At 64.1% G+C, this 19,442-nt stretch carries 17 protein-coding genes; 7 read left to right on the forward strand and 10 right to left on the reverse strand.

The genetic code is table 11. From position 1 onward, the window contains the following. Nucleotides 1–43: 43 nt before the first annotated feature. Nucleotides 44–1,537 carry a leucyl aminopeptidase gene (locus FVD38_RS10085; protein WP_147934697.1) on the forward strand — a complete coding sequence of 498 codons (1,494 nt, stop codon included), beginning with the start codon at nt 44–46 and terminating at the stop codon, nt 1,535–1,537. A 209-nt stretch (nt 1,538–1,746) separates the two neighbouring features. On the opposite strand, the gene FVD38_RS10090 is transcribed toward FVD38_RS10085, so the two are convergent. From FVD38_RS10090 to FVD38_RS10100, 3 genes are all read right to left on the reverse strand, one after another. Further along, the gene (locus FVD38_RS10090; RefSeq protein WP_147934698.1) at nt 1,747–2,133 is read right to left on the reverse strand and encodes a hypothetical protein; all 387 of its coding nucleotides are present in this window, start codon (nt 2,131–2,133) and stop codon (nt 1,747–1,749) included. 142 nt (nt 2,134–2,275) lie between these two features. Further along, nucleotides 2,276–2,482, reverse strand: a complete 207-nt coding sequence (locus tag FVD38_RS10095) for a DUF1653 domain-containing protein (RefSeq protein WP_147934699.1) — start codon at nt 2,480–2,482, stop codon at nt 2,276–2,278. Nucleotides 2,483–2,492: 10 nt separating this feature from the next. Then, entirely contained in the window at nt 2,493–2,837 is a 345-nt protein-coding gene (locus tag FVD38_RS10100) for a phiTE_015 family protein (protein ID WP_147934700.1), read from the reverse strand. A 484-nt stretch (nt 2,838–3,321) separates the two neighbouring features. Here FVD38_RS10100 and FVD38_RS10105 point away from each other — a divergent pair, with 484 nt between their 5' ends. Both FVD38_RS10105 and xth read left to right on the forward strand, forming a co-directional pair. Further along, nucleotides 3,322–3,717, forward strand: coding sequence for an SEN1984 family lipoprotein (locus FVD38_RS10105; RefSeq protein WP_147934701.1), 396 nt, complete (start codon nt 3,322–3,324; stop codon nt 3,715–3,717). 185 nt (nt 3,718–3,902) lie between these two features. Then, a complete protein-coding gene (gene xth / locus FVD38_RS10110) occupies nt 3,903–4,670 on the forward strand; it encodes an exodeoxyribonuclease III (RefSeq protein ID WP_147934702.1) in 768 nt (255 codons plus the stop codon). A gap of 117 nt (nt 4,671–4,787) precedes the next feature. Here the strand turns inward: xth and FVD38_RS10115 are convergent, their stop codons facing one another. The 5 genes from FVD38_RS10115 to prpB all read right to left on the reverse strand — a co-directional run bounded on the left by FVD38_RS10115 (nt 4,788) and on the right by prpB (nt 13,582). Then, nucleotides 4,788–7,403, reverse strand: coding sequence for a bifunctional diguanylate cyclase/phosphodiesterase (locus FVD38_RS10115; protein WP_147934703.1), 2,616 nt, complete (start codon nt 7,401–7,403; stop codon nt 4,788–4,790). 143 nt (nt 7,404–7,546) lie between these two features. Beyond that, nucleotides 7,547–8,737: a 2-methylaconitate cis-trans isomerase PrpF gene (gene prpF / locus FVD38_RS10120; RefSeq protein WP_147934704.1), complete on the reverse strand. Its 1,191-nt coding sequence runs from the start codon at nt 8,735–8,737 to the stop codon at nt 7,547–7,549. Between the two features lie 14 nt (nt 8,738–8,751). Next, nucleotides 8,752–11,358: a Fe/S-dependent 2-methylisocitrate dehydratase AcnD gene (acnD, locus tag FVD38_RS10125; RefSeq protein WP_147934705.1), complete on the reverse strand. Its 2,607-nt coding sequence runs from the start codon at nt 11,356–11,358 to the stop codon at nt 8,752–8,754. A gap of 160 nt (nt 11,359–11,518) precedes the next feature. Next, entirely contained in the window at nt 11,519–12,679 is a 1,161-nt protein-coding gene (gene prpC, locus FVD38_RS10130) for a bifunctional 2-methylcitrate synthase/citrate synthase (RefSeq protein ID WP_123071316.1), read from the reverse strand. Nucleotides 12,680–12,691: 12 nt separating this feature from the next. After that, nucleotides 12,692–13,582, reverse strand: coding sequence for a methylisocitrate lyase (prpB, locus tag FVD38_RS10135; RefSeq protein ID WP_147934706.1), 891 nt, complete (start codon nt 13,580–13,582; stop codon nt 12,692–12,694). Nucleotides 13,583–13,852: 270 nt separating this feature from the next. On the opposite strand from prpB, the gene FVD38_RS10140 reads away from it, so the two are divergent. From FVD38_RS10140 to FVD38_RS10150, 3 genes are all read left to right on the forward strand, one after another. After that, entirely contained in the window at nt 13,853–14,155 is a 303-nt protein-coding gene (locus FVD38_RS10140; RefSeq protein WP_123071318.1) for an ArsR/SmtB family transcription factor, read from the forward strand. Nucleotides 14,156–14,218: 63 nt separating this feature from the next. Then, nucleotides 14,219–15,208, forward strand: a complete 990-nt coding sequence (locus FVD38_RS10145; RefSeq protein WP_147934707.1) for a zinc-dependent alcohol dehydrogenase family protein — start codon at nt 14,219–14,221, stop codon at nt 15,206–15,208. A gap of 29 nt (nt 15,209–15,237) precedes the next feature. Then, nucleotides 15,238–15,564, forward strand: coding sequence for an antibiotic biosynthesis monooxygenase family protein (locus tag FVD38_RS10150; RefSeq protein ID WP_147934708.1), 327 nt, complete (start codon nt 15,238–15,240; stop codon nt 15,562–15,564). Between the two features lie 49 nt (nt 15,565–15,613). Here FVD38_RS10150 and FVD38_RS10155 read toward each other — a convergent pair whose 3' ends face one another. Beyond that, nucleotides 15,614–17,272 (reverse strand): cation acetate symporter, encoded by a 1,659-nt coding sequence (locus FVD38_RS10155; protein ID WP_147934709.1) that lies wholly within the window; start codon nt 17,270–17,272, stop codon nt 15,614–15,616. Then, complete coding sequence (locus tag FVD38_RS10160) at nt 17,272–17,580, reverse strand: DUF485 domain-containing protein (protein WP_147934710.1); 309 nt, start codon at nt 17,578–17,580, stop codon at nt 17,272–17,274. Before FVD38_RS10160 ends, FVD38_RS10155 begins: the two co-directional genes overlap by 1 nt. A 164-nt stretch (nt 17,581–17,744) precedes the next feature. On the opposite strand from FVD38_RS10160, the gene prpR reads away from it, so the two are divergent. After that, nucleotides 17,745–19,346, forward strand: a complete 1,602-nt coding sequence (prpR, locus tag FVD38_RS10165; RefSeq protein WP_147934711.1) for a propionate catabolism operon regulatory protein PrpR — start codon at nt 17,745–17,747, stop codon at nt 19,344–19,346. Nucleotides 19,347–19,442: the final 96 nt, after the last annotated feature.

Genomic DNA, 19,442 nt, shown 5'->3' on the forward strand with positions numbered 1-19,442 from the left:
CAGATTAGGCAGTCCGCCGCCAAACATCGAAACGGAGAACCAAATGGACTTTAGCATAAAAGCATTCGACACAAAAAACACCCTGGCCGCTGCGAAATCCGGCTGCATCGCGGTTGCGGTGTACGAAAACAAGAAACTGTCGGCTGCGGCAAAAGCACTCGATGTGAACGGCGACATCAGCGCGGCGCTCAAGTCGGGCGACATCAGCGGCAAGCCGGGTTCGACCCTGCTGCTGCGCGGCGTGGCCGGTGTGGCCGCCGCGCGCGTGCTGCTGGTCGGCCTGGGTAGCGACGACGTCGCCAGCGAAAAAAGCTTCACCACTGGCGTCACTGCCGCACTGAAAGTGTTCTCCACCCTCGGCGCGGCGGATGCCATTATCGCATTCCCGCTCGACAGCGTGAAAGAGCGCGACGCAAACTGGGCGCTGCGCGCCCTGGTGATCGGCGCCAGCGAAGCGGAATTCCGTACCGACGGCCAGAAGAGCAAGAAGGATCCGGCCCTGACCGGTGTGCGCAAGATCGTCGTTGCGGCGCCAGCCGCCGGCCTGGACAAGGCCACGCTGACCCAGGCTGCGGCCATTGCCAACGGCATGAACCTGACGAAGGAACTGGGCAACCTGTCGCCGAACGTCTGCACCCCGACCTTCCTGGCCACTACCGCGCGCAAGCTGGCCGACGACTATGGCTTCGAGATCGAGGTCCTGGAACGCAAGCAGCTCGAAGCGCTCAAGATGGGCAGCTTCCTGTCGGTGACGCGCGGCAGCGATGAAGCGCCGAAGTTCATCGTCCTCAAGCACAACGGCGGCAAGTCGAAAGACGCGCCGGTGGTCCTGGTCGGCAAGGGCATCACCTTCGACACCGGCGGCATCTCGCTCAAGCCTGGTCCAGGCATGGACGAGATGAAATACGATATGTGCGGCGCCGGCTCGGTGCTGGGCACCTTCCGCGCCATCGGCGAGATGGGCCTGAAACTGAATGTGGTCGGCATCGTCGCCGCCTGCGAGAACATGCCGTCGGGCCGCGCCACCAAGCCGGGCGACATCGTCACCGCGATGAACGGCACCACCATCGAAGTGCTGAACACCGACGCCGAAGGCCGCCTGATCCTGTGCGACGCCCTCACCTACGCCGAGCGCTTCAAACCGGCCGCCGTGGTCGACATCGCGACCCTGACCGGCGCCTGCATCGTGGCCCTGGGCCACCACACCAGCGGCCTGTTCACGCGCGACGACGCGGCCCACGACGGCCTGGCCCAGGAGCTGCTGGACGCCGGCAAGCAGGCCGGCGACGTGGCATGGCGCTTCCCGCTGGGCGACATCTACAACGACCAGCTCAAGTCGAACTTCGCCGACCTGGCCAATATCGGCACCCCGGGCGCGGCCTCGATCACCGCGGCCTGCTTCCTGGAGAACTTCACCCGCAAGTACACCTGGGCCCACCTGGACATCGCCGGCACCGCCTGGAAATCGGGCGCGAACAAGGGCGCGACCGGCCGTCCGGTGCCGCTGCTGACCACGTTCCTGATGAATCGGGTTTAAGCTGATCGAACGCTGACGTGTGGTTTTTTCGTCAGCGCATACACGTCGTTTCTGCCACTGGCAGAAACGACTCCCCGCGCAGGCGGGGCCCCAAGCTCCCATGCAAACCACTTAAGTTAATTTTAGTGGCCGCGTATGCAAACTTGGGTCCCCGCCTTCGCGGGGACGACGTTTTGGGGCTAACGGAAATCGAGACTGGGCCGGCTAACTCAGAACACCCGCGTATCGAGCGGATTCGCGCCCGCCGCCTCGGCTGGCGGTGCGGACGGCTGCATCACGACGGTCAGGATGGCCGGATAGCCATAACCCGCCCCCGAATGACGGTCGACGAAGTAGCCAAGCCCCGCGCTGATGACCAGGTTGCCCATCAGGTTGCTGGTATCGAGCCTGGCCTGGACGACTTCGGCGGCAGTGGCGGCCGAGCCCTTCTTACAGCTAATCGAGATCGGCTGGCTGCTGCGGGTGATGGTCACGCGCCCCGGGGCGATCATATACCAGCGGCCAACGTCATTGCTGAGGATGCAACCGACCCCGCCGATCTCAAGGTAATCGAGCACGGCGCGCACCTCGAGCTGCTGCACGGGCGATTCGGACATGGTCGCGCATCCACCCAGCAAGGCAAGGGCGGGCAACACGGCGGCGGCAAACGGACGGAGGAGAAACGACATAGCGACCATCAAGAGGCAGATGCCTCTTTAACGGCAGCATTGCGCCGTTCTTGAAGCCCTGCCCTGCAGGTCAAGCGGGCGTCGCGTCGAGCAGGGTGAATCGCGGCAGGATCCTGCCGTCGACCGTCACCGTCTCGAAGAAGGCGTCACGGGGCCTTACCCACACGACACCATCCTGGCCGCGATAGACGATCACGGGTGTGTGATCGGCTTCCAGCACTGCTTCGCACACCAGCTCGTAGATGCCGCCCTTGTAATGGCGGTAACGCGTCGGCATGCGGACGAGCTCAGACCTTTTCGGCCTCGGCCTTCTGCTTTTTCTTCAGGCCCTGGATGACCTTGAGCACGCCTTCCATGCCGGCGGTCTCGTCCAGTTCGCTGAAGGCGTCCAGCACTTCGTTCAGCACGCGGTTGCGCACGGCAGCCTCGTCCTGGGCGATCGCCGGCGCTGCGCCATCCTTGGCGAACTTCGACGGCGCGTCGGCGGCGGCCTTGGCGCCATGCGCCAGCGCTGCCTGCCAGATCACCCAACGGCGCTGGGTTTCAAAAACGAGGTATTCCTCGGGCTTGTCTTCGCGGCGGCGAACAATGTGGCCCTCACGCTGAGCCCACGCTTCAAATGCACTGCGCATTTCTGTCCTTTTCAAATCTGCGTTCGGATTATTAACTCGTGAACCGAATATTTCACAATAGTACCACTATCACGCTTTGATAGTTTGTGACGACTGTGTAACGGATTCTCCCCGTCCTGCATCTTGGCACCAATAGTACATCGGAAGTTGCACAGGCGCAATTTTATTATTGCCGTATAGCAACGATTCGCCGATCTCATTGTGTGGCGCCGCGACTACTTCTCGTGTCCGAGGCATGTCCAGGAAAGGGATTTTAACAGTCTATTAATCCATTCCCCTACATGAAGTTACATTGGTAACAATTTTTCTGACACACCTTCGTAAATACGGAAGACGTCGTCATTTCGGATGCATATCTACGTTGTTATTAAGGCACATCTACTATTTCCTCATTGAAATGTTATTTACGTTCAATTATTGTATTGATGGCGCAATAAGCATTGTTTCGCGGCGCTATTAACGAAAACGATAATAAAGGGTTGAAATGAAAAAGAACTTCCTGATCTGCGGCGCCATCTTCGCCGCTTTGACGCTGTCCGGCTGCCAGAGCGTGGGCAACGAGTCGCTTCGCAAGGAAACAGAATCGTCCGTAGCACAAAAAATTGTCCAAGGCAAAACCACCAAGTCGGAAGTTCGGGCCATGTTCGGCTCCCCTACCAAGACCACCTTCACCGATGGCGGCCTGGAAGTCTGGAACTACGACTTCTCGAACGTGTCTGCCGACGCCATCAGCTACGTGCCAATTGTGAACCTGTTCGGCGCCAGCGCCAGCGGCAAGAAAAAGGAACTCGTTGTGATGTATGACGACAAGAACATCGTGCGCCGCTATGCCATGAGCGAAGCGGACGTTACCCAGAAAACGGGCCTTTTCAATAACTAAGCCATTCCCCGTCGAATGGCCGATATGCCGCCGTCCTGGCGGCATTTTTGTTTCTGTCGATGGATACTGGTCTGGTGCTGTACGCGGTTCAATGCAAGCACCTATACTGTCGGGTTTCGCTCGCCCGGCAGAGCATCTCCCCCAAGAGCCAGCCAGCGCAATCTTTTCAAACAAGTAGAAAACACATGAAGATCGTCACCTGGAACGTAAACTCCCTGAAAGTCCGACTCTCGCATCTCCTGCAATGGCTGGAAGCCAATCCGGTCGATGTGGTCTGCATTCAAGAGACCAAGCTCACGGATGACAAATTCCCCCTGGCCGAGCTGAACGCCGCCGGCTACCAGGTCGCGTTCTCGGGCCAGAAAACCTATAACGGCGTGGCCATCCTGTCGAAGCTTCCGATCCAGGACGTGGTCAGGAACAACCCGCATTATGAAGACCCCCAGCAGCGCCTGCTGGCGGCCACGATCGGGGGCGTGCGCTTCATCTGCGCCTATGTGCCGAACGGGCAGGAAGTCGGTTCCGACAAATATACGTACAAGCTGGCCTGGCTGGACGCACTGCGCACCTGGGTGGCGGCGGAAATGGCAGCGCACGCGCAGTTCGCGATCCTGGGCGACTACAATATCGCGCCCGAAGCGCGCGACGTGCACGACCCGGCCGAATGGGAAGGCCGCATCCACTTCTCGTTGCCAGAGCGCGCCGCGCTGCAGGAGCTGATGGCGCTTGGCCTGTCGGACGCCTTCCGCCTGTTCGAACAGCCCGAGAAGCAATACAGCTGGTGGGACTACCGCCAGATGGCCTTCCGCCGCAACCGCGGCCTGCGCATCGACCACATCCTGCTATCGAAGACACTGGCCGATCGCTGCACCGCCTGCCATATCGACCGCGAGACGCGCAAGTGGGAGCAGCCGTCGGATCATGCGCCGGTGGTGGCGACCTTGGCGGATTGACAGCGGGCGGCCCGATCGTTTGACGGTGGTTGAACGCGTGGAAGGCGAGCCTTCCACCCTACCGCACACACGTAGGGTGGACGGCTTGTCCGTCCACGCGTCCAGCGTACGCTGGAATCACCCCGCCAGCAAGCTAGCCACCTGCTCCGCCGGCAACGGCCGCGCGAACAGATAGCCCTGCGCATACTGGCAGCCGAAGGAGCGCAGCAAGGCATACTGCCCTTCGGTCTCCACCCCTTCGGCCACCACCGACAACTGAAGGCTGTTGGCCAGCGCCATCACCGCCGCCACGATGGCGCGGTCCTCGGTACTGGCCTCCAGCTCGCGCACGAAGGCGCGATCGATCTTGATCTTGCGGACCGGGAAGCGCTTCAGGTAGGCCAGGCTCGAATACCCGGTGCCGAAATCGTCGATCGACAGGCACATCCCAATCGCGTTTATCTGACGCAGGATCTCGAGCGTCTGGCCGCCGTGCTGCATCAGCGCGGTCTCGGTGATCTCGAACTCCACCAGGCCCGGTGCGATCCCCGTCTCGTCGACGATGGCGCGGATCGAGTCGACCAGGCCCTGGTGCGTAAACTGGCGCGCCGACAGGTTGATCGCCAGCGGCACGACCTCCAGCCCCTCGCGCTGCCACTGCATGGCCTGGACGCAGGCGCTGCGGATCACCCACTCGCCCACTTCCATGATCATGCCGCTCTCCTCCAGGATCGGGATGAATTCGTCCGGTCCCACCAGCGCGCCGTCGCGGCGCCAGCGCAGCAGCACTTCCAGCGCACGCGGGCGGCGCGTTTCGGTGCACATGATCGGTTGAAAATACAGCGCGAACTCTTCCCGCGCCAGGGCGCCGCGCAGGCTCGATTCGAGCTCGAAATGGCGCGCCGCCGCCAGGTTCATGCGCTCGGTGAAGAACTGGTAATTGTTGCGGCCGGCCGCCTTGGCCTGGTACATCGCGGCGTCGGCGTGGCGCATCAGGGTCTCGACGTCGACCCCGTCGTCCGGATACAGGCAGATCCCGATCGAGGGCGAGATGTGCAGGCTGTGGCCGTCGATCTGGCAAGCCAGCGACAACGCGTCGATGATGCGGTCGGCCACCGCCGCGGCATCGCCCTTGCCGGCGATCCCCGGCATCAGCACCACGAACTCGTCGCCGCCAAGGCGCGCCACCAGGTCGCTGGGCCGCACCGCCGTCACCAGGCGCAGGGCGACGTTGCGCAGCAACTGGTCGCCGACCATGTGGCCGAGGGTATCGTTGATGTTCTTGAAGCGGTCGAGGTCGATGAACATCAGGGCCAACTGTTGCCCCTGCTGCGGCGCGTCGCCCGAGGCCACGACGCGCATCGCCGCATCGAGCCGCTCGGACAGCATGGCGCGGTTGGGCAGGCCGGTCAGGCTGTCGTGGTAGGCCATGTGGTGCACGCGCGCCTCGGCCTGGCGCCGCTCGTTGATCTCTTCCTGCAGCAGGGCGTTGGCGCCGGCCAGTTCGGCGGTGCGCTCGGCCACCCGCACTTCGAGTTCGTCGCGGGCGCGCAGGATGGCGTCGGCCGCCTCGCGCTGGGCGGTGACGTCGTCCACCAGCCACACGCTCCTGCCGCTCGCCTGCGCCAGGTCGAACAGGCGGCCCGACAGGCGCGCCCAGAAGCGGCTGCCGTCGCGCCGCACCATCTCGTGCTCGGCCATGTGGGCCTGTCCTGATGCGAACTGGCGTCCGGAGAGCTCGCGCGCCTCCTTCCAGCTGGCGTGGCCGGGATACAGCGAACGCACCGCGATGCCGTCCATGCCGCCCGGCGGCGCGCCGAACAGCTCTTCCATCTTGCGGTTGCAGTGCAGGGTGCGGCCGCCCTCGACCACGGCGATGCCCAGCACCGCGTTGTCGAGGATGGCGCGGTTTTCCATCAGCGCCTCGCGCAGCGACTGCTCGTCGCTGCGCTCGCGGGTACGGTCTTCGAGCATCCAGATCGTGCCCTTGTCGGGGTCTTTCGCATTGACCTGGTAGCCGATCATCTGGACCCAGGCCGGCGTGCCGTCCTTGCGCACCAGGGTGCGCGACGTCGTGAACGGCCGGCCATCGGCCAGCTGCGGATAGGCCTCGGCGCCGAGCTGGCGATAGGCGGTTTCGTCCGGATAGATCACGCGCGTGGACACCCCGAGCGGCTCGTCCTCGGCATAGCCGAACATCTGGCAGAAGGCGGGGTTGGCGCGGCGGATCACGCGGTTGCGGGTGAACATGATGCCGATCGAGGCATTGGTCATGATCGCCTGCACCTCGCTCATCGCCTGGCGCGCCTCGGTCACGTCCTCGACGATCCATATTGTGCCGGCGTCGCGGTTGCCCGGTTCGACCGCGCAGCCGCGCAGGCGGGCCCAGAAACTGCTGCCGTCGCGGCGCCGGAACTGCTGCTCGCTCTTCTCGAACAGGCCGCCCCCGGCCAGCACCGCGAACGCTTCCCGGATCAAGGCCTCGTAATCCTCGGGCGAGGCGCAGACCTCGGCCGGCGCGATACTGCCGACCTCGTCCTGCGCGAAGCCGAACATCTCCCCCGCGCGCGGATTGAACGAGCGGATCCGGTCGGGCTGGGTGACGGCGATGCCGACCGGCGCGTTCTCGAACACGGCGCGCTGCTCGCGCACCATGCGCCGCAAGGCGGACAGGTCCGCCAGCTGCGCCAGGTCCGCGTCGTATCCACCGGCGTCCGCAACGTCAGCTAATTGCAGGTTCGAAAATCCATCCATCGGTTGTTGCAGTCGCGGCTAATACTCATGGTTGCCTTGAGTTGCCGAGTGGCAACAAGGGCGATCATCATAACCCGAAACCGGCCTGCAATTGAACTGCTTGCGGCAAGAAAGCGACACCGCGCGGACGTCGTCCCAAAACTTCAAAAGGCGTCACCCGGCACGCATACCCGCCCTTCCATCAAGACTCGCGCGCTGCGGCTCATGATGGCCTTGCTGACGCTCCAGGCGCCGTCCCGCTGCACCGCTTCGGCGCCCACGCGCAGGGTGCCGGAAGGGTGGCCGAAGCGCACCGCGCTGCGTTCTCCGCCGCCGGCCGCGAGGTTGACCAGGGTGCCGGGAATCGCCGCCGCGGTGCCGATCGCCACCGCCGCCGTCCCCATCATCGCGTGGTGCAGCTTGCCCATCGAGAGCGCGCGCACCAGCAGGTCGATGTCGCCCTGCGCCACCTGCCTGCCGCCGGACGAGAGGTAGCCCGCCGCTTTCGCGACGAAGGCGACCTTCGGGGTGTGCTGGCGCTTGCCGGCGTCCTCGATGCTCGCGATCAGGCCCATGCGCAGCGCGCCGTGGGCGCGGATGGTCTCGAACATGGCCAGCGCGCGCGCATCGCCATTGATCGTGTCCTGCAGCTCGGTGCCGTCATAGCCGACCGCACCCGCCTCGACGAAGATGGTCGGGATGCCGGCGTTGATCATGGTCACCTTCAGGGTGCCGACGCCGGGCACGTCCAGTTCGTCGACCAGGTTCCCGGTCGGGAACATAGCACCGGCGCTCCCCTCCTCCTCGGCCGCCGGATCGATGAATTCCAGCTGCACCTCGGCCGCCGGGAAGGTCACGCCATCGAGCTCGAAGTCGCCCGTTTCCTGGACCTGGCCATCCGTCATCGGCACATGGGCGATGATGGTCTTGCCAATATTGGCCTGCCAGATGCGCACGACTGCGATGCCATCCTGCGGCACCCGCGCGGGGTCGAGCAGGCCATTGGCGATGGCGAAGGGCCCGACCGCGGCCGACAGGTTGCCGCAGTTGCCGCTCCAGTCGACGAAAGGCTTGTCGATCGCCACCTGGCCGAACAGGTAGTCGACGTCATGGCCGGGACGGGTGCTGCGCTCGACGATGACGGCCTTGCTGGTGCTGGAAGTGGCGCCGCCCATGCCGTCGATCTGCTTGCCGTAAGGGTCGGGGCTGCCGATCACGCGCAGCAGCAGCGCGTCGCGCGCGGCGCCGGCTTCGCGAGCCGACGCCGGCAAGTCTTCGCGCTTGAAGAACACGCCTTTGCTGGTGCCGCCGCGCATATAGGTGGCGGGGATCCTGATTTGGGGGACGTGGGACATGGTGCGGTTCTCCATCAGGCCGCCGCCTTGGGCGCCGACGATTCAAGGAAGTCCTGGGCGAAGCGTTGCAGCACCCCGCCCGCTTCATAGATGGCGAGTTCCTCGGCCGTATCGAGGCGGCAGGTCACCACGACCTCGAGCTGTTCTCCGTTCCTGCGGTGGATCACCAGCGTCAGGTCGGCGCGCGGCGTGCGCTCGCCCACCACGTCGAAGGTCTCGGTGCCGTCGATGCCGAGCGTGATGCGATTCATACCCGGTTTGAACTCCAGCGGCAGCACGCCCATGCCCACCAGGTTGGTGCGGTGGATGCGCTCGAAACCTTCAGCCACGATCGCTTCCACGCCCGCCAGGCGCACGCCCTTGGCCGCCCAGTCGCGCGACGAACCCTGGCCATAGTCGGCGCCGGCCACCACGATCAGCGGCTGTTTGCGCTCCATATAATGCTCGATCGCTTCCCACATGCGGGTCACTTCGCCCGACGGCTCGATGCGCGCCAGCGAGCCGGCCATCACATTGCCCAGGCCATCCTTGACCATCTCGTTCTTCAAGGTCGGATTGGCGAAGGTCGCGCGCTGCGCGGTGAGGTGGTCGCCGCGATGGGTGGCGTAGGAATTGAAGTCTTCTTCCGGCAAACCCATCTTCGCCAAGTATTCGCCGGCGGCCGAATCGAGCATGATCGCGTTCGACGGCGACAGGTGGTCGGTGGTGATGTTGTCGCCCAGGACCGCCAGCGGGCGCATGCCGGAGAGGGTGCGCTCGCCTGCCAGCGCGCCTTCCCAGTACGGCGGCCGACGAATGTAAGTACTCATCGGACGCCAGTCGTACAGCGGGCTGACCGCGGCGCCATCGTCGACGACACGCGCGAACATCGGCGTATAGACCTTGCGGAACTGCTCGGGCTTGACGCTGGCGGCGACCACGGCATCGATCTCGTCGTCCGATGGCCACAGGTCGGCCAGCCGGATCTCCTTGCCGGCGGCGTCCAAGCCCAGCACGTCCTTCTCGATGTCGAAGCGGATGGTGCCGGCGATCGCATACGCGACCACCAGCGCCGGCGACGCCAGGAAGGCCTGCCTGGCATACGGGTGGATGCGGCCGTCGAAGTTGCGGTTGCCCGACAGGACGGCGGTCGCATACAGGTCGCGCGCGATGATCTCTTGCTGGATGGCCGGGTCGAGCGCGCCGCTCATGCCGTTGCAGGTGGTGCAGGCAAACGCCACAACGCCGAAGCCAAGCTTGTCCAGCTCGGGCGTGAGGCCGGCTTCGTCCAGATACAGGGCCACGGCTTTCGAACCCGGCGCCAGCGAACTCTTGACCCAGGGCTTGCGCAGCAGGCCCGCGCGGTTAGCGTTGCGCGCCAGCAGGCCGGCGGCGACCATATTGCGCGGGTTGTTGGTGTTGGTGCAGCTGGTGATGGCGGCAATGATCACGGCGCCGTCGGGCATCAGGCCTGGTTCGTTTTCCACTTTACCGGCAATGCCGCGCGCCGCCAGTTCCGAGGTCGGTACGCGCTTGTGCGGGTTCGACGGGCCGGCGATATTGCGCACCACGCTGGACAGGTCGAAGCTCAGGGTACGTTCGTACTGGGCATTCCGCAGGCTGTCGGCCCACAGGCCGGCCTGTTTCGCATAGGTCTCGACCAGGTGCACGGTCTCGTCCTCGCGGCCGGTCAGGCGCAGGTACTTGATGGTCTGCTCGTCGATGTAGAACATCGCGGCGGTGGCGCCGAATTCCGGCGCCATATTCGAGATGGTCGCGCGGTCGCCCAGGGTGAGTGCGGCTGCGCCCTCGCCATAGAACTCGAGGTAGGCGGAGACGACCTTCGACTTGCGCAGGAACTCGGTCAGCGCCAGCACGGTGTCGGTGGCGGTGATGCCGGGACTGGGCCGGCCGGTCAACTCGACGCCGACGATGTCGGGCAGGCGCATGTACGAGGCGCGGCCCAGCATCACGCTTTCTGCCTCCAGGCCGCCGACACCGATCGCGATCACGCCCAGCGCATCGACCATTGGCGTGTGCGAGTCGGTGCCGACCAGCGTGTCCGGATAGGCCACGCCGTTCTCCACCTGGATCACGGGCGACATGCGTTCCAGGTTGATCTGGTGCAGGATGCCGTTACCGGGCGGGATCACGTCGACGTTCTGGAAGGCCTTCTTGGTCCAGTCGATGAAGTGGAAGCGGTCTTCGTTGCGGCGATCCTCGATCGCGCGGTTCTTGGTAAACGCGTCCGGATCGAAGCCGCCGCATTCGACGGCCAGCGAGTGGTCGACCACCAGCTGGGTGGGCACCACCGGATTGACCAGGGCCGGATCGCCCCCTTGCAGCGCAATGGCGTCACGCAGGCCGGCCAGGTCGACCAGGGCGGTTTGGCCCAGGATGTCGTGGCAGACCACGCGCGCCGGGAACCAGGGAAAATCGAGCTCGCGCTTGCGTTCGATGATCTGCTTGAGCGAGTCGGTCATGCAAGCTGGATCGCAGCGGCGCACGAGGTTCTCGGCCAGCACCCGCGAGGTGTAGGGCAAGGTGTCGTAGGCGCCGGGCTGGATGGCGTCGACCGCGGCGCGCGTGTCGAAGTACTCCAGGTCGGTGCCCGGCAGCGGTTTCAGGTGATTCGAATTCATGATGCGGCTCGATCCATAAGTTAGCCGTAAAACCGTCGTCCCCGCAAAGGCGGGGACCCAAGTTTAGGTGCGTAGCCACGAATGTGCTTGTGGCCTGCATACCAACTTGGGTTCCCGCCTACGCGGGAACGACGTGCGAGATGCTGTGGTGCTGAATAAGTTACTTGCGTTCGGCCAGCGGCACGAACTGCAGGTCTTCCGGACCGACGTAGTTCGCGCTCGGGCGGATGATCTTGTTGTCGATGCGCTGCTCGATGACGTGGGCAGCCCAGCCCGAGGTGCGCGAGATGACGAACAGCGGCGTGAACATGGCGGTCGGCACGCCCATCATGTGGTACGACACGGCCGAGAACCAGTCCAGGTTCGGGAACATCTTTTTCACATCCCACATCACCGACTCCAGGCGTTCGGCGATGTCGAACATCTTCATCGAACCGGCCTCGGAAGACAGCGAGCGCGCCACTTCCTTGATCACTTTATTGCGCGGGTCCGAGATCGTGTACACCGGGTGGCCGAAGCCGATCACGACTTCCTTGTTGGCCACGCGGTTGCGGATGTCGGCTTCGGCTTCGTCGGCGTTTTCGTAGCGCTTCTGGATGTCGAGCGCCACTTCGTTGGCGCCGCCGTGTTTCGGACCGCGCAGCGCGCCGATGGCGCCGGTGATGGCCGAGTGCATGTCGGAACCGGTGCCGGCGATCACGCGGGCGGTGAAGGTCGAGGCATTGAATTCGTGCTCGGCATACAGGATGAGCGAGGTGTGCATCGCCTGCACCCAGGATTCGCTCGGCTTGAAGCCGTGCAGCAGGTGCAGGAAGTGGCCGCCGATCGAGTCGTCGTCGGTTTCCACTTCGATGCGGCGGCCAGCATGGCTGTAGTGGTACCAGTACAGCAGCATCGAGCCGAACGAGGCCATCAGGCGGTCGGCGATGTCGCGCGCGCCGGCAAGATTGTGGTCGTCCTTCTCGGGCAAGGTGCAGCCCAGCACCGACACGCCGGTACGCATCACGTCCATCGGATGGGCGCCGGCCGGCACCGCCTCGAGCGCGCTCCTGACGGCGGCAGGCAGCCCGCGCAGCGAACGCAGCTTGGCTTTATAACCGCGCAGCTCGGCCTCGTTCGGCAGCTTGCCGTGCACCAGCAGGTAGGCGATCTCCTCGAATTCGCAGGCGTCGGCCACGTCCAGGATGTCGTAGCCGCGGTAGTGCAGGTCATTGCCCGATTTGCCGACCGAGCACAGCGCGGTATTGCCGGCGGCGACGCCGGACAGGGCCACGGATTTCTTCGGCTTGAAGGTTGGGGTCTCGTTGTTCTGGGTCGTCATCCTCGGTTCTCCTTATTTCGCTTTGTTCTGGGCGAACAGCGCGTCGAGCTTCTGTTCATAGCTATGGTAGTCGATGCGGTCGTACAGTTCGGCGCGCGTCTGCATGGTGTCGAGCACGTTCTGCTGGGTGCCGTCGCGGCGGATCGCGTTGTACACGTTCTCGGCCGCCTTGTTCATCGCGCGGAAGGCCGACAGCGGATACAGCACCAGGCCGACGCCGGCGCCTTTCAGTTCATCGACGGTAAACAGCGGCGTGGAACCGAACTCGGTGATATTGGCCAGCACCGGCACCTTGACCGCGTCGGCGAACTGTTTATACATCTCCAGGCTCGTCATCGCCTCGGGGAAGATCATGTCGGCGCCGGCTTCCACGCAGGCCACGGCGCGTTCGATGGCGGCATCCAGGCCTTCGACGGCCAGCGCGTCGGTGCGCGCCATGATTACGAACTCGTCGTATGGGCGGGCATCGGCCGCCGCCTTGATGCGGTCGACCATCTCGTCCTTGCTGACGATTTCCTTACCCGGACGGTGGCCGCAGCGCTTGGCGCCGACCTGGTCTTCGATGTGGCAGGCGGCGGCGCCGGCCTTGGCCAGGGTGCGCACGGTGCGCGCGACGTTGAAGGCCGAGGCGCCGAAACCGGTGTCGACGTCGACCAGCAGCGGCAGGTCGCACACGTCGGTGATGCGGCGCACGTCGATCAGGACGTCGTCCAGGTTCGAGAGGCCAAGATCCGGCAAGCCCAGCGAACCCGCCGCCACGCCGCCGCCGGACAGGTAGATCGCCTTGAAGCCGGCACGCTGGGCCAGCAGGGCGTGGTTGGCGTTGATTGCGCCGACCACTTGCAATGGGGATTCTTCCTGCATTGCCTTGCGGAATGCGGCGCCGGCGGAGAGCTTGGTCATGCGGTGTCCTTTCAGATGCGGTGGGTGTCGAACCTGCTATTGCAAACCGCGTGCCAGCCCTGATCCTTCCGGCACTTGACAGTAATTTTTCACTATATTCAAACACTTAGCGTACATCACGGTGAGCGCCCCGGCATTCCTCTTGCGCCCCATCGTTTCATACTGAAACAATAAGATGCAACAACTGAAACAATTAAGCCCAGCTTAAAACGCTAATGCGCTCCAAACGCGTCGCTTGACATATCGGGATATCCCGATATACTGGAATCCATGGAACTGCTAGACATCTTCAAAGCCCTCTCGAACCGCACACGCCTTGACATCTTGAAAGGCTTGAAGGATCCCGAGAATCATTTCCCTCCGCAGGATGAGGGCGATGTCCACACGGTTGGCGTCTGTGTCAGCAGCATCCAGGAAGGTGTCGGCTTGTCACAGTCGACCGTGTCCGATTATCTCGCAACACTGCAAAGAGCCGGCCTGGTGGAAGTCAGGCGCATTGGACAGTGGACGTACTACAAGCGCAATGAAGCAGCCATCAGTGCGCTCGCCGAGATCATTGGCAAAGAGCTGTAAATTTTTTTACCACTACATATCGGTAATTCCCGATATCCCTTTTTAACGAAACGAGGAACAATCATGAAAGCTCAAGTGCTCACTTCTTTTGGCGGCCCGCAATCGTTTGAACTGCGCGACGTGCCGAAACCCGTACCGCAGGCCGGCCAGGTGCTGGTCCGGGTGCAAGCCACCTCCATCAATCCCCTGGACTACCAGGTCCGCCGCGGCGACTATGCCGACCTGGTGCCGCTGCCGGGCATCACCGGCCACGACGTCTCGGGCGTGGTCGAGGAAGTCGGTCCCGGCGTGACCGCGTTCGCGCCAGGCGACGAAGTCTGGTACACCCCGCAAATCTTCGATGGCCCCGGTAGTTATGCCGAATACCATGTCGCCGCCGAGAGCATCGTCGGCAAGAAACCGGCGTCGCTGACCCATCTCGAAGCCGCCAGCCTGACCCTTGTCGGCGGCACCGCCTGGGAAGCCCTCGCCGTGCGCGCACAGCTGAAAGCCGGGGAAAGCATCCTTATCCATGGCGGCGCGGGGGGCGTGGGCCACGTCGTGATCCAGGTCGCCAAAGCCATGGGCGCCCGCGTGTTCACCACGGTGAAGGAAGACAATTTCGAGTTCGCACGCTCCCTGGGCGCCGACGTCGTCATCGATTACACGAAAGAGGATTACGTCGAAGCCATCCAGCGCGAAACTGGCGGCCACGGCGTCGACGTGGTATTCGACACCATCGGTGGCGACACCCTGACGCGTAGCCCGGACGTGCTGGCGCAACTCGGCCGCGTCGTCTCCATCGTGGACATCGCGGCGCCGCAGAACCTGATCCAGGCCTGGGGCAAGAATGCCAGCTACCACTTCGTCTTCACCCGCCAGAACCGCGGCAAGCTCGACGAACTGAGCGCCCTGATCGAGCGCGGCCAGCTGAAACCCCATGTCGGCGCCGTCTATTCGCTGGCCGACATCCCGCTTGCCCATGCGCGGCTGGAAAGCCGTGACAATGGCCTCAGGGGAAAGATCGCGATCGCGGTGGGACCGCTGGCCGATCACACCAGCGCACAAGCCTGAGTCGCTCCATTCACTTCGAAAGGAATATCATGGTTTACGAAATCGCCACCCTGCTCGTCCGGCCCGACCGCACCGACGCATTCAGGCATGCATTTGCCGACGTCGCTCACCTGCTCACCCGCGCAAAGGGTTATCGGGGCCATTTGCTGGCGCCCGGGATCGAGCTGCCGCAACAGTTCACGCTCATCGTGCGCTGGCAGACGCTGGAAGATCACACCCCGAACTTCGAAACGAGCGACGACCACCAGACGTTCATGGCGGGCTTGCAGGACTTTCTCGCCGGCGAACCCGCCGTTCGCCACATCGAAGGTGCGGCTTTCAGCATCGGCCCATGGGATGCGACGGCAGCGAAATAAAAAAGGGCGGCCTTCACAGGCCGCCCCCTTCTACCTGCTTAAGGTCGGTTTAGTGCGCCGACGCACCCGCCGCACCGATACCGGTCTCGGCGCGCACTTCCTGCGCCTCGAAGCCGGCGCGGTCGATACGGGCACGTGGGCCCTTGTCGGTGATCGAGAAGATCCAGATACCGAAGAAGCCGACCGCCATCGAGAAGATCGCCGGCGACGCGTAAGGGAAGATCGCTGCGCTATTGCCCAGCACATCGACCCACACCGATTTCGACAGCATGGTCAGGACGACCGCGGTCGTCAGGCCCAGGAAGCCGCCCACGGTGGCCCCGCGGGTGGTGCAGTCTTTCCACAGTACCGACATGAACAGCACCGGGAAGTTGGCCGACGCGGCGATTGCGAAGGCCAGCGACACCATGAAGGCGACGTTCTGCTTCTCGAAGGCAATACCCAGCAACACGGCGATGATGCCGAGGCAGATGGTGGTGATCTTCGACACTTTCAGTTCGTTCTCGCTGGTCGCCTGGCCTTTCTTGAAGACGGTAGCGTACAGGTCATGCGAGACCGCCGAGGCGCCCGACAGGGTCAGGCCGGCCACCACCGCCAGGATGGTCGCGAAGGCCACGGCCGAGATGAAGCCCAGGAACACGTCGCCGCCCACGGCTTGCGCCAGGTGGACCGCCGCCATATTGTTACCGCCCAGCAGCGCGCCGGCAGCATCCTTGAAGGCAGGGTTGGTGCCCACCAGCACGATCGCGCCGAAGCCGATGATGAAGGTCAGGATGTAGAAGTAGCCGATCCAGGTGGTCGCCCACAGCACCGATTTACGTGCTTCCTTGGCGCTCGGGACGGTGAAGAAGCGCATCAGGATGTGCGGCAGGCCGGCGGTGCCGAACATCAGCGCCATGCCGAACGATATCGCGGAAATCGGATCCTTGATGAAGCTGCCCGGACCCATGATCGCATCGCCCTTGGCGTGCAGTTCGGTCGCGGTCTGGAACAGCAGCGATGGGCTGAAGTTGTACTGGGCCAGCACCGAGAACGCCATGAACGAGGCGCCCGACAGCAGCAGCACGGCCTTGATGATCTGCACCCAAGTGGTGGCGGTCATGCCGCCGAACAGCACGTAGACCATCATCAGTGCGCCAACCAGCACCACCGCGATCCAGTAGTCCAGGCCGAACAGCAGCTTGATCAGCTGGCCGGCGCCGACCATCTGCGCGATCAGGTAGAAGGCAACCACGACCAGCGTGCCGGAGGCCGCGAACACGCGGATCGGCTTCTGGGCGAAGCGGTACGAGGCCACGTCGGCGAAGGTGAAGCGGCCCAGGTTGCGCAGGCGCTCGGCCATCAGGAAGGTGATGACGGGCCAGCCGACCAGGAAGCCGATCGCATAGATCAGGCCATCGAAGCCGTCCAGGAACACGGCGGCGGAAATACCCAGGAACGAAGCGGCCGACATGAAGTCGCCCGCGATCGCCAGGCCGTTCTGGAAGCCGGTGATGCCGCCGCCGGCGGTATAGAAGTCGGATGCCGAGCGGGTCTTGGCGGCGGCCCACTTGGTGATGTACAGGGTGCCGAGCACGAACACGCCGAACATGATGATGGCGGTCCAGTTGGTGGCTTGCTTGACGCCCTGGCCGAGGTCAGGGGCAGCGTGGGCGATGCCGGCGGCAGCCAGCAGGGCCAGAGCGACTGAGGTGTGGAAGCGTTTCATCAGGCACCCACTTTCGCTTTGATGGCGTCGCTCAGTTCGTCGTATTCGCGGTTGGCGCGGCGCACATAGATGCCGGTGATGACGACGGTGAACACGATGACGAACAGGCCCAGGGGAATGCCCCAGGTCATGACGCCTTCACCGATGCGGGAACCCATGAACTCCTTGTTGAAGGCGACCAGCAGCGTGAAGCCGTAGTACACGATCATCATGGCCCAGGTCAGCGTCCAGCCGAACTTGGAACGGGTCTGTTTGAGCTTTTGGTAATTCGGGTCGCTCTTGACCCTTTGTACAACGTCTTGATCCACTTTTGTCTCCTGATTTTTCTGGTGTTGCCTTTGCGGCTGAGACCCATCCTACGGGCGGCCCCTTACCGGATTCTTACGGCATAAAAGTAATTGACCGCTCGTTCGATTACGCCGCGGCGTTTCAAATTGAAACTTGGCGCTGAAAAATGCACTAAACTTGAAACATGAATGCACCCCGCTCTCCGCTCGACGCCGGCGACAAGCCCGTCATCTGGACCGTCTCCGTCTCGCGCCTGTCCGAGCTGTTCCGGGATATCACCGTCGAATACGACCATCTAGCTTTGATCGAACCGCTGCATCTTGGTTTTGACGAGGCTGCGAAACATATCCGCGAGCGCCTGGCTACTGAGCACTGTGACGTGGTCATCGCGGCCGGCTCGAATGCCGCCTGGCTCAAGGGCCGGGTGTCGGTGCCGGTGGTGGCGGCCAAGGCAAGCGGCTTCGACGTATTGAAAGCGCTGGCGCGGGCGCGCCGGGTCTCGAACCGGATCGGCGTGATCAGCTACCAGGCGCCGCTGCCGGAACTGGGCGACTTCGCCGCCACCTTCGGCCTCGACCTGGCCCAGCGCACCTACGTGACGCGCGAGGACGCGCGCGCCGCGGTGCACGAGCTCAAGGCCGAGGGCATCGCCGTGATCGTCGGCGCCGGACTGATCACCGACCTGGCCGAGGAAGCCGGGCTGACCGGCGTGTTCCTGTATTCGGCCGCCTCGATCCGCCAGGCCTTCGACGACGCGCTGGAACTGGCGCGCCTGACCCGGCTCGAAGCCGGCCGTGGACGGCGCAAGGGAGCCGAACAACGCGCGCAGCGCGGCATGAACGACTTGCGTGGCGACTCCCCCGCGATGGAGCGCCTGCGCCAGACCGTGGTGCTGTATGCGCGTTCGCCCAGCACCGTCCTGATCGAGGGCGAGACCGGCAGCGGCAAGGAACTGGTGGCCCAGGCGATCCACCGCGAAAGTCCGCGCCGTGGCGCCAACCGTCCCTTCGTGGCGGTGAACTGCGGCGCGATCGCCGAGTCATTATTGGAATCGGAACTGTTCGGCCACGAGGAAGGCGCGTTCACCGGCGCGCGCCGCGGCGGCCACGCCGGCCTGTTCGAGGCCGCCAATGGCGGCACCCTGTTCCTGGACGAGATCGGCGAAATGCCGCTGGCCCTGCAGACCCGTCTGCTGCGCGTGCTGGAAGAACGCGAGGTAATGCGGGTCGGCGGCACGCGCCCGGTGCCGATCGACGTGCGCGTGATCAGCGCCACCCACTGCGACCTCGAAGCGCGGATGCGCGAGGGACGTTTTCGGGCCGACCTGTTCTATCGGCTGGCGGTGCTGCGCCTGGCCTTGCCGCCGCTGCGCGCCCGCGCGCAAGACATCGCGCAGCTGGCCGAATGGTCGCTCAAGCATGCACTGGCCGCGCTCGATGCGCGCCCGCATCCGAACCTGGCGGCCGAGGTCAAGGCTTGCGCGCCCCTGCTCGCTTCCTATGCCTGGCCGGGCAATGTGCGCGAGCTGCGCAACCTGATGGAGCGGGTCGCCCTGTTCCTGGCGGCCGAGCCGCTGCAGGCCTTGACGCCGGCCTTCATGCTGTCGGTGGCGCCGGAACTGGGACGGCAAGCGGCGCCACCTGTCGACGCATTGTCCGCGCCTGGGCCGGCGCGCGAGTCGACGGCGGCGGTGCTGGCGCGCTTCGGCGGACAGCGCGATCTTGCCGCGCAGCACCTTGGCATCAGCCGCACCACCTTGTGGCGCCGCCTCAAAACCGAGCCTTAGCAAAACTTTAAGCTTCTCCAAAGCAGCGCTCGACAAAAACTCGTATCATGATCCTTCAGAGCTGGCGCCGATCCGCGCCAGTCGTCGTAGCACGCC

Origin of the sequence: Massilia arenae (genome assembly GCF_008014745.1) — a bacterium.
Classification (GTDB): domain Bacteria; phylum Pseudomonadota; class Gammaproteobacteria; order Burkholderiales; family Burkholderiaceae_D; genus Telluria; species Telluria arenae.

Coding starts and splice junctions, on each gene's coding strand:
- FVD38_RS10115 (WP_147934703.1), bottom strand. CDS start 7,403: ATGGATGGATTTTCGAACCTGCAATTAGCTGACGTTGCGGACGCCGGT.
- FVD38_RS10100 (WP_147934700.1), bottom strand. CDS start 2,837: ATGCGCAGTGCATTTGAAGCGTGGGCTCAGCGTGAGGGCCACATTGTT.
- prpC (WP_123071316.1), bottom strand. CDS start 12,679: ATGACGACCCAGAACAACGAGACCCCAACCTTCAAGCCGAAGAAATCC.
- FVD38_RS10155 (WP_147934709.1), bottom strand. CDS start 17,272: ATGAAACGCTTCCACACCTCAGTCGCTCTGGCCCTGCTGGCTGCCGCC.
- prpF (WP_147934704.1), bottom strand. CDS start 8,737: ATGTCCCACGTCCCCCAAATCAGGATCCCCGCCACCTATATGCGCGGC.
- FVD38_RS10085 (WP_147934697.1), top strand. CDS start 44: ATGGACTTTAGCATAAAAGCATTCGACACAAAAAACACCCTGGCCGCT.
- FVD38_RS10090 (WP_147934698.1), bottom strand. CDS start 2,133: ATGTCCGAATCGCCCGTGCAGCAGCTCGAGGTGCGCGCCGTGCTCGAT.
- FVD38_RS10095 (WP_147934699.1), bottom strand. CDS start 2,482: ATGCCGACGCGTTACCGCCATTACAAGGGCGGCATCTACGAGCTGGTG.
- acnD (WP_147934705.1), bottom strand. CDS start 11,358: ATGAATTCGAATCACCTGAAACCGCTGCCGGGCACCGACCTGGAGTAC.
- FVD38_RS10150 (WP_147934708.1), top strand. CDS start 15,238: ATGGTTTACGAAATCGCCACCCTGCTCGTCCGGCCCGACCGCACCGAC.
- prpB (WP_147934706.1), bottom strand. CDS start 13,582: ATGACCAAGCTCTCCGCCGGCGCCGCATTCCGCAAGGCAATGCAGGAA.
- FVD38_RS10145 (WP_147934707.1), top strand. CDS start 14,219: ATGAAAGCTCAAGTGCTCACTTCTTTTGGCGGCCCGCAATCGTTTGAA.
- FVD38_RS10140 (WP_123071318.1), top strand. CDS start 13,853: ATGGAACTGCTAGACATCTTCAAAGCCCTCTCGAACCGCACACGCCTT.
- FVD38_RS10105 (WP_147934701.1), top strand. CDS start 3,322: ATGAAAAAGAACTTCCTGATCTGCGGCGCCATCTTCGCCGCTTTGACG.
- prpR (WP_147934711.1), top strand. CDS start 17,745: ATGAATGCACCCCGCTCTCCGCTCGACGCCGGCGACAAGCCCGTCATC.
- xth (WP_147934702.1), top strand. CDS start 3,903: ATGAAGATCGTCACCTGGAACGTAAACTCCCTGAAAGTCCGACTCTCG.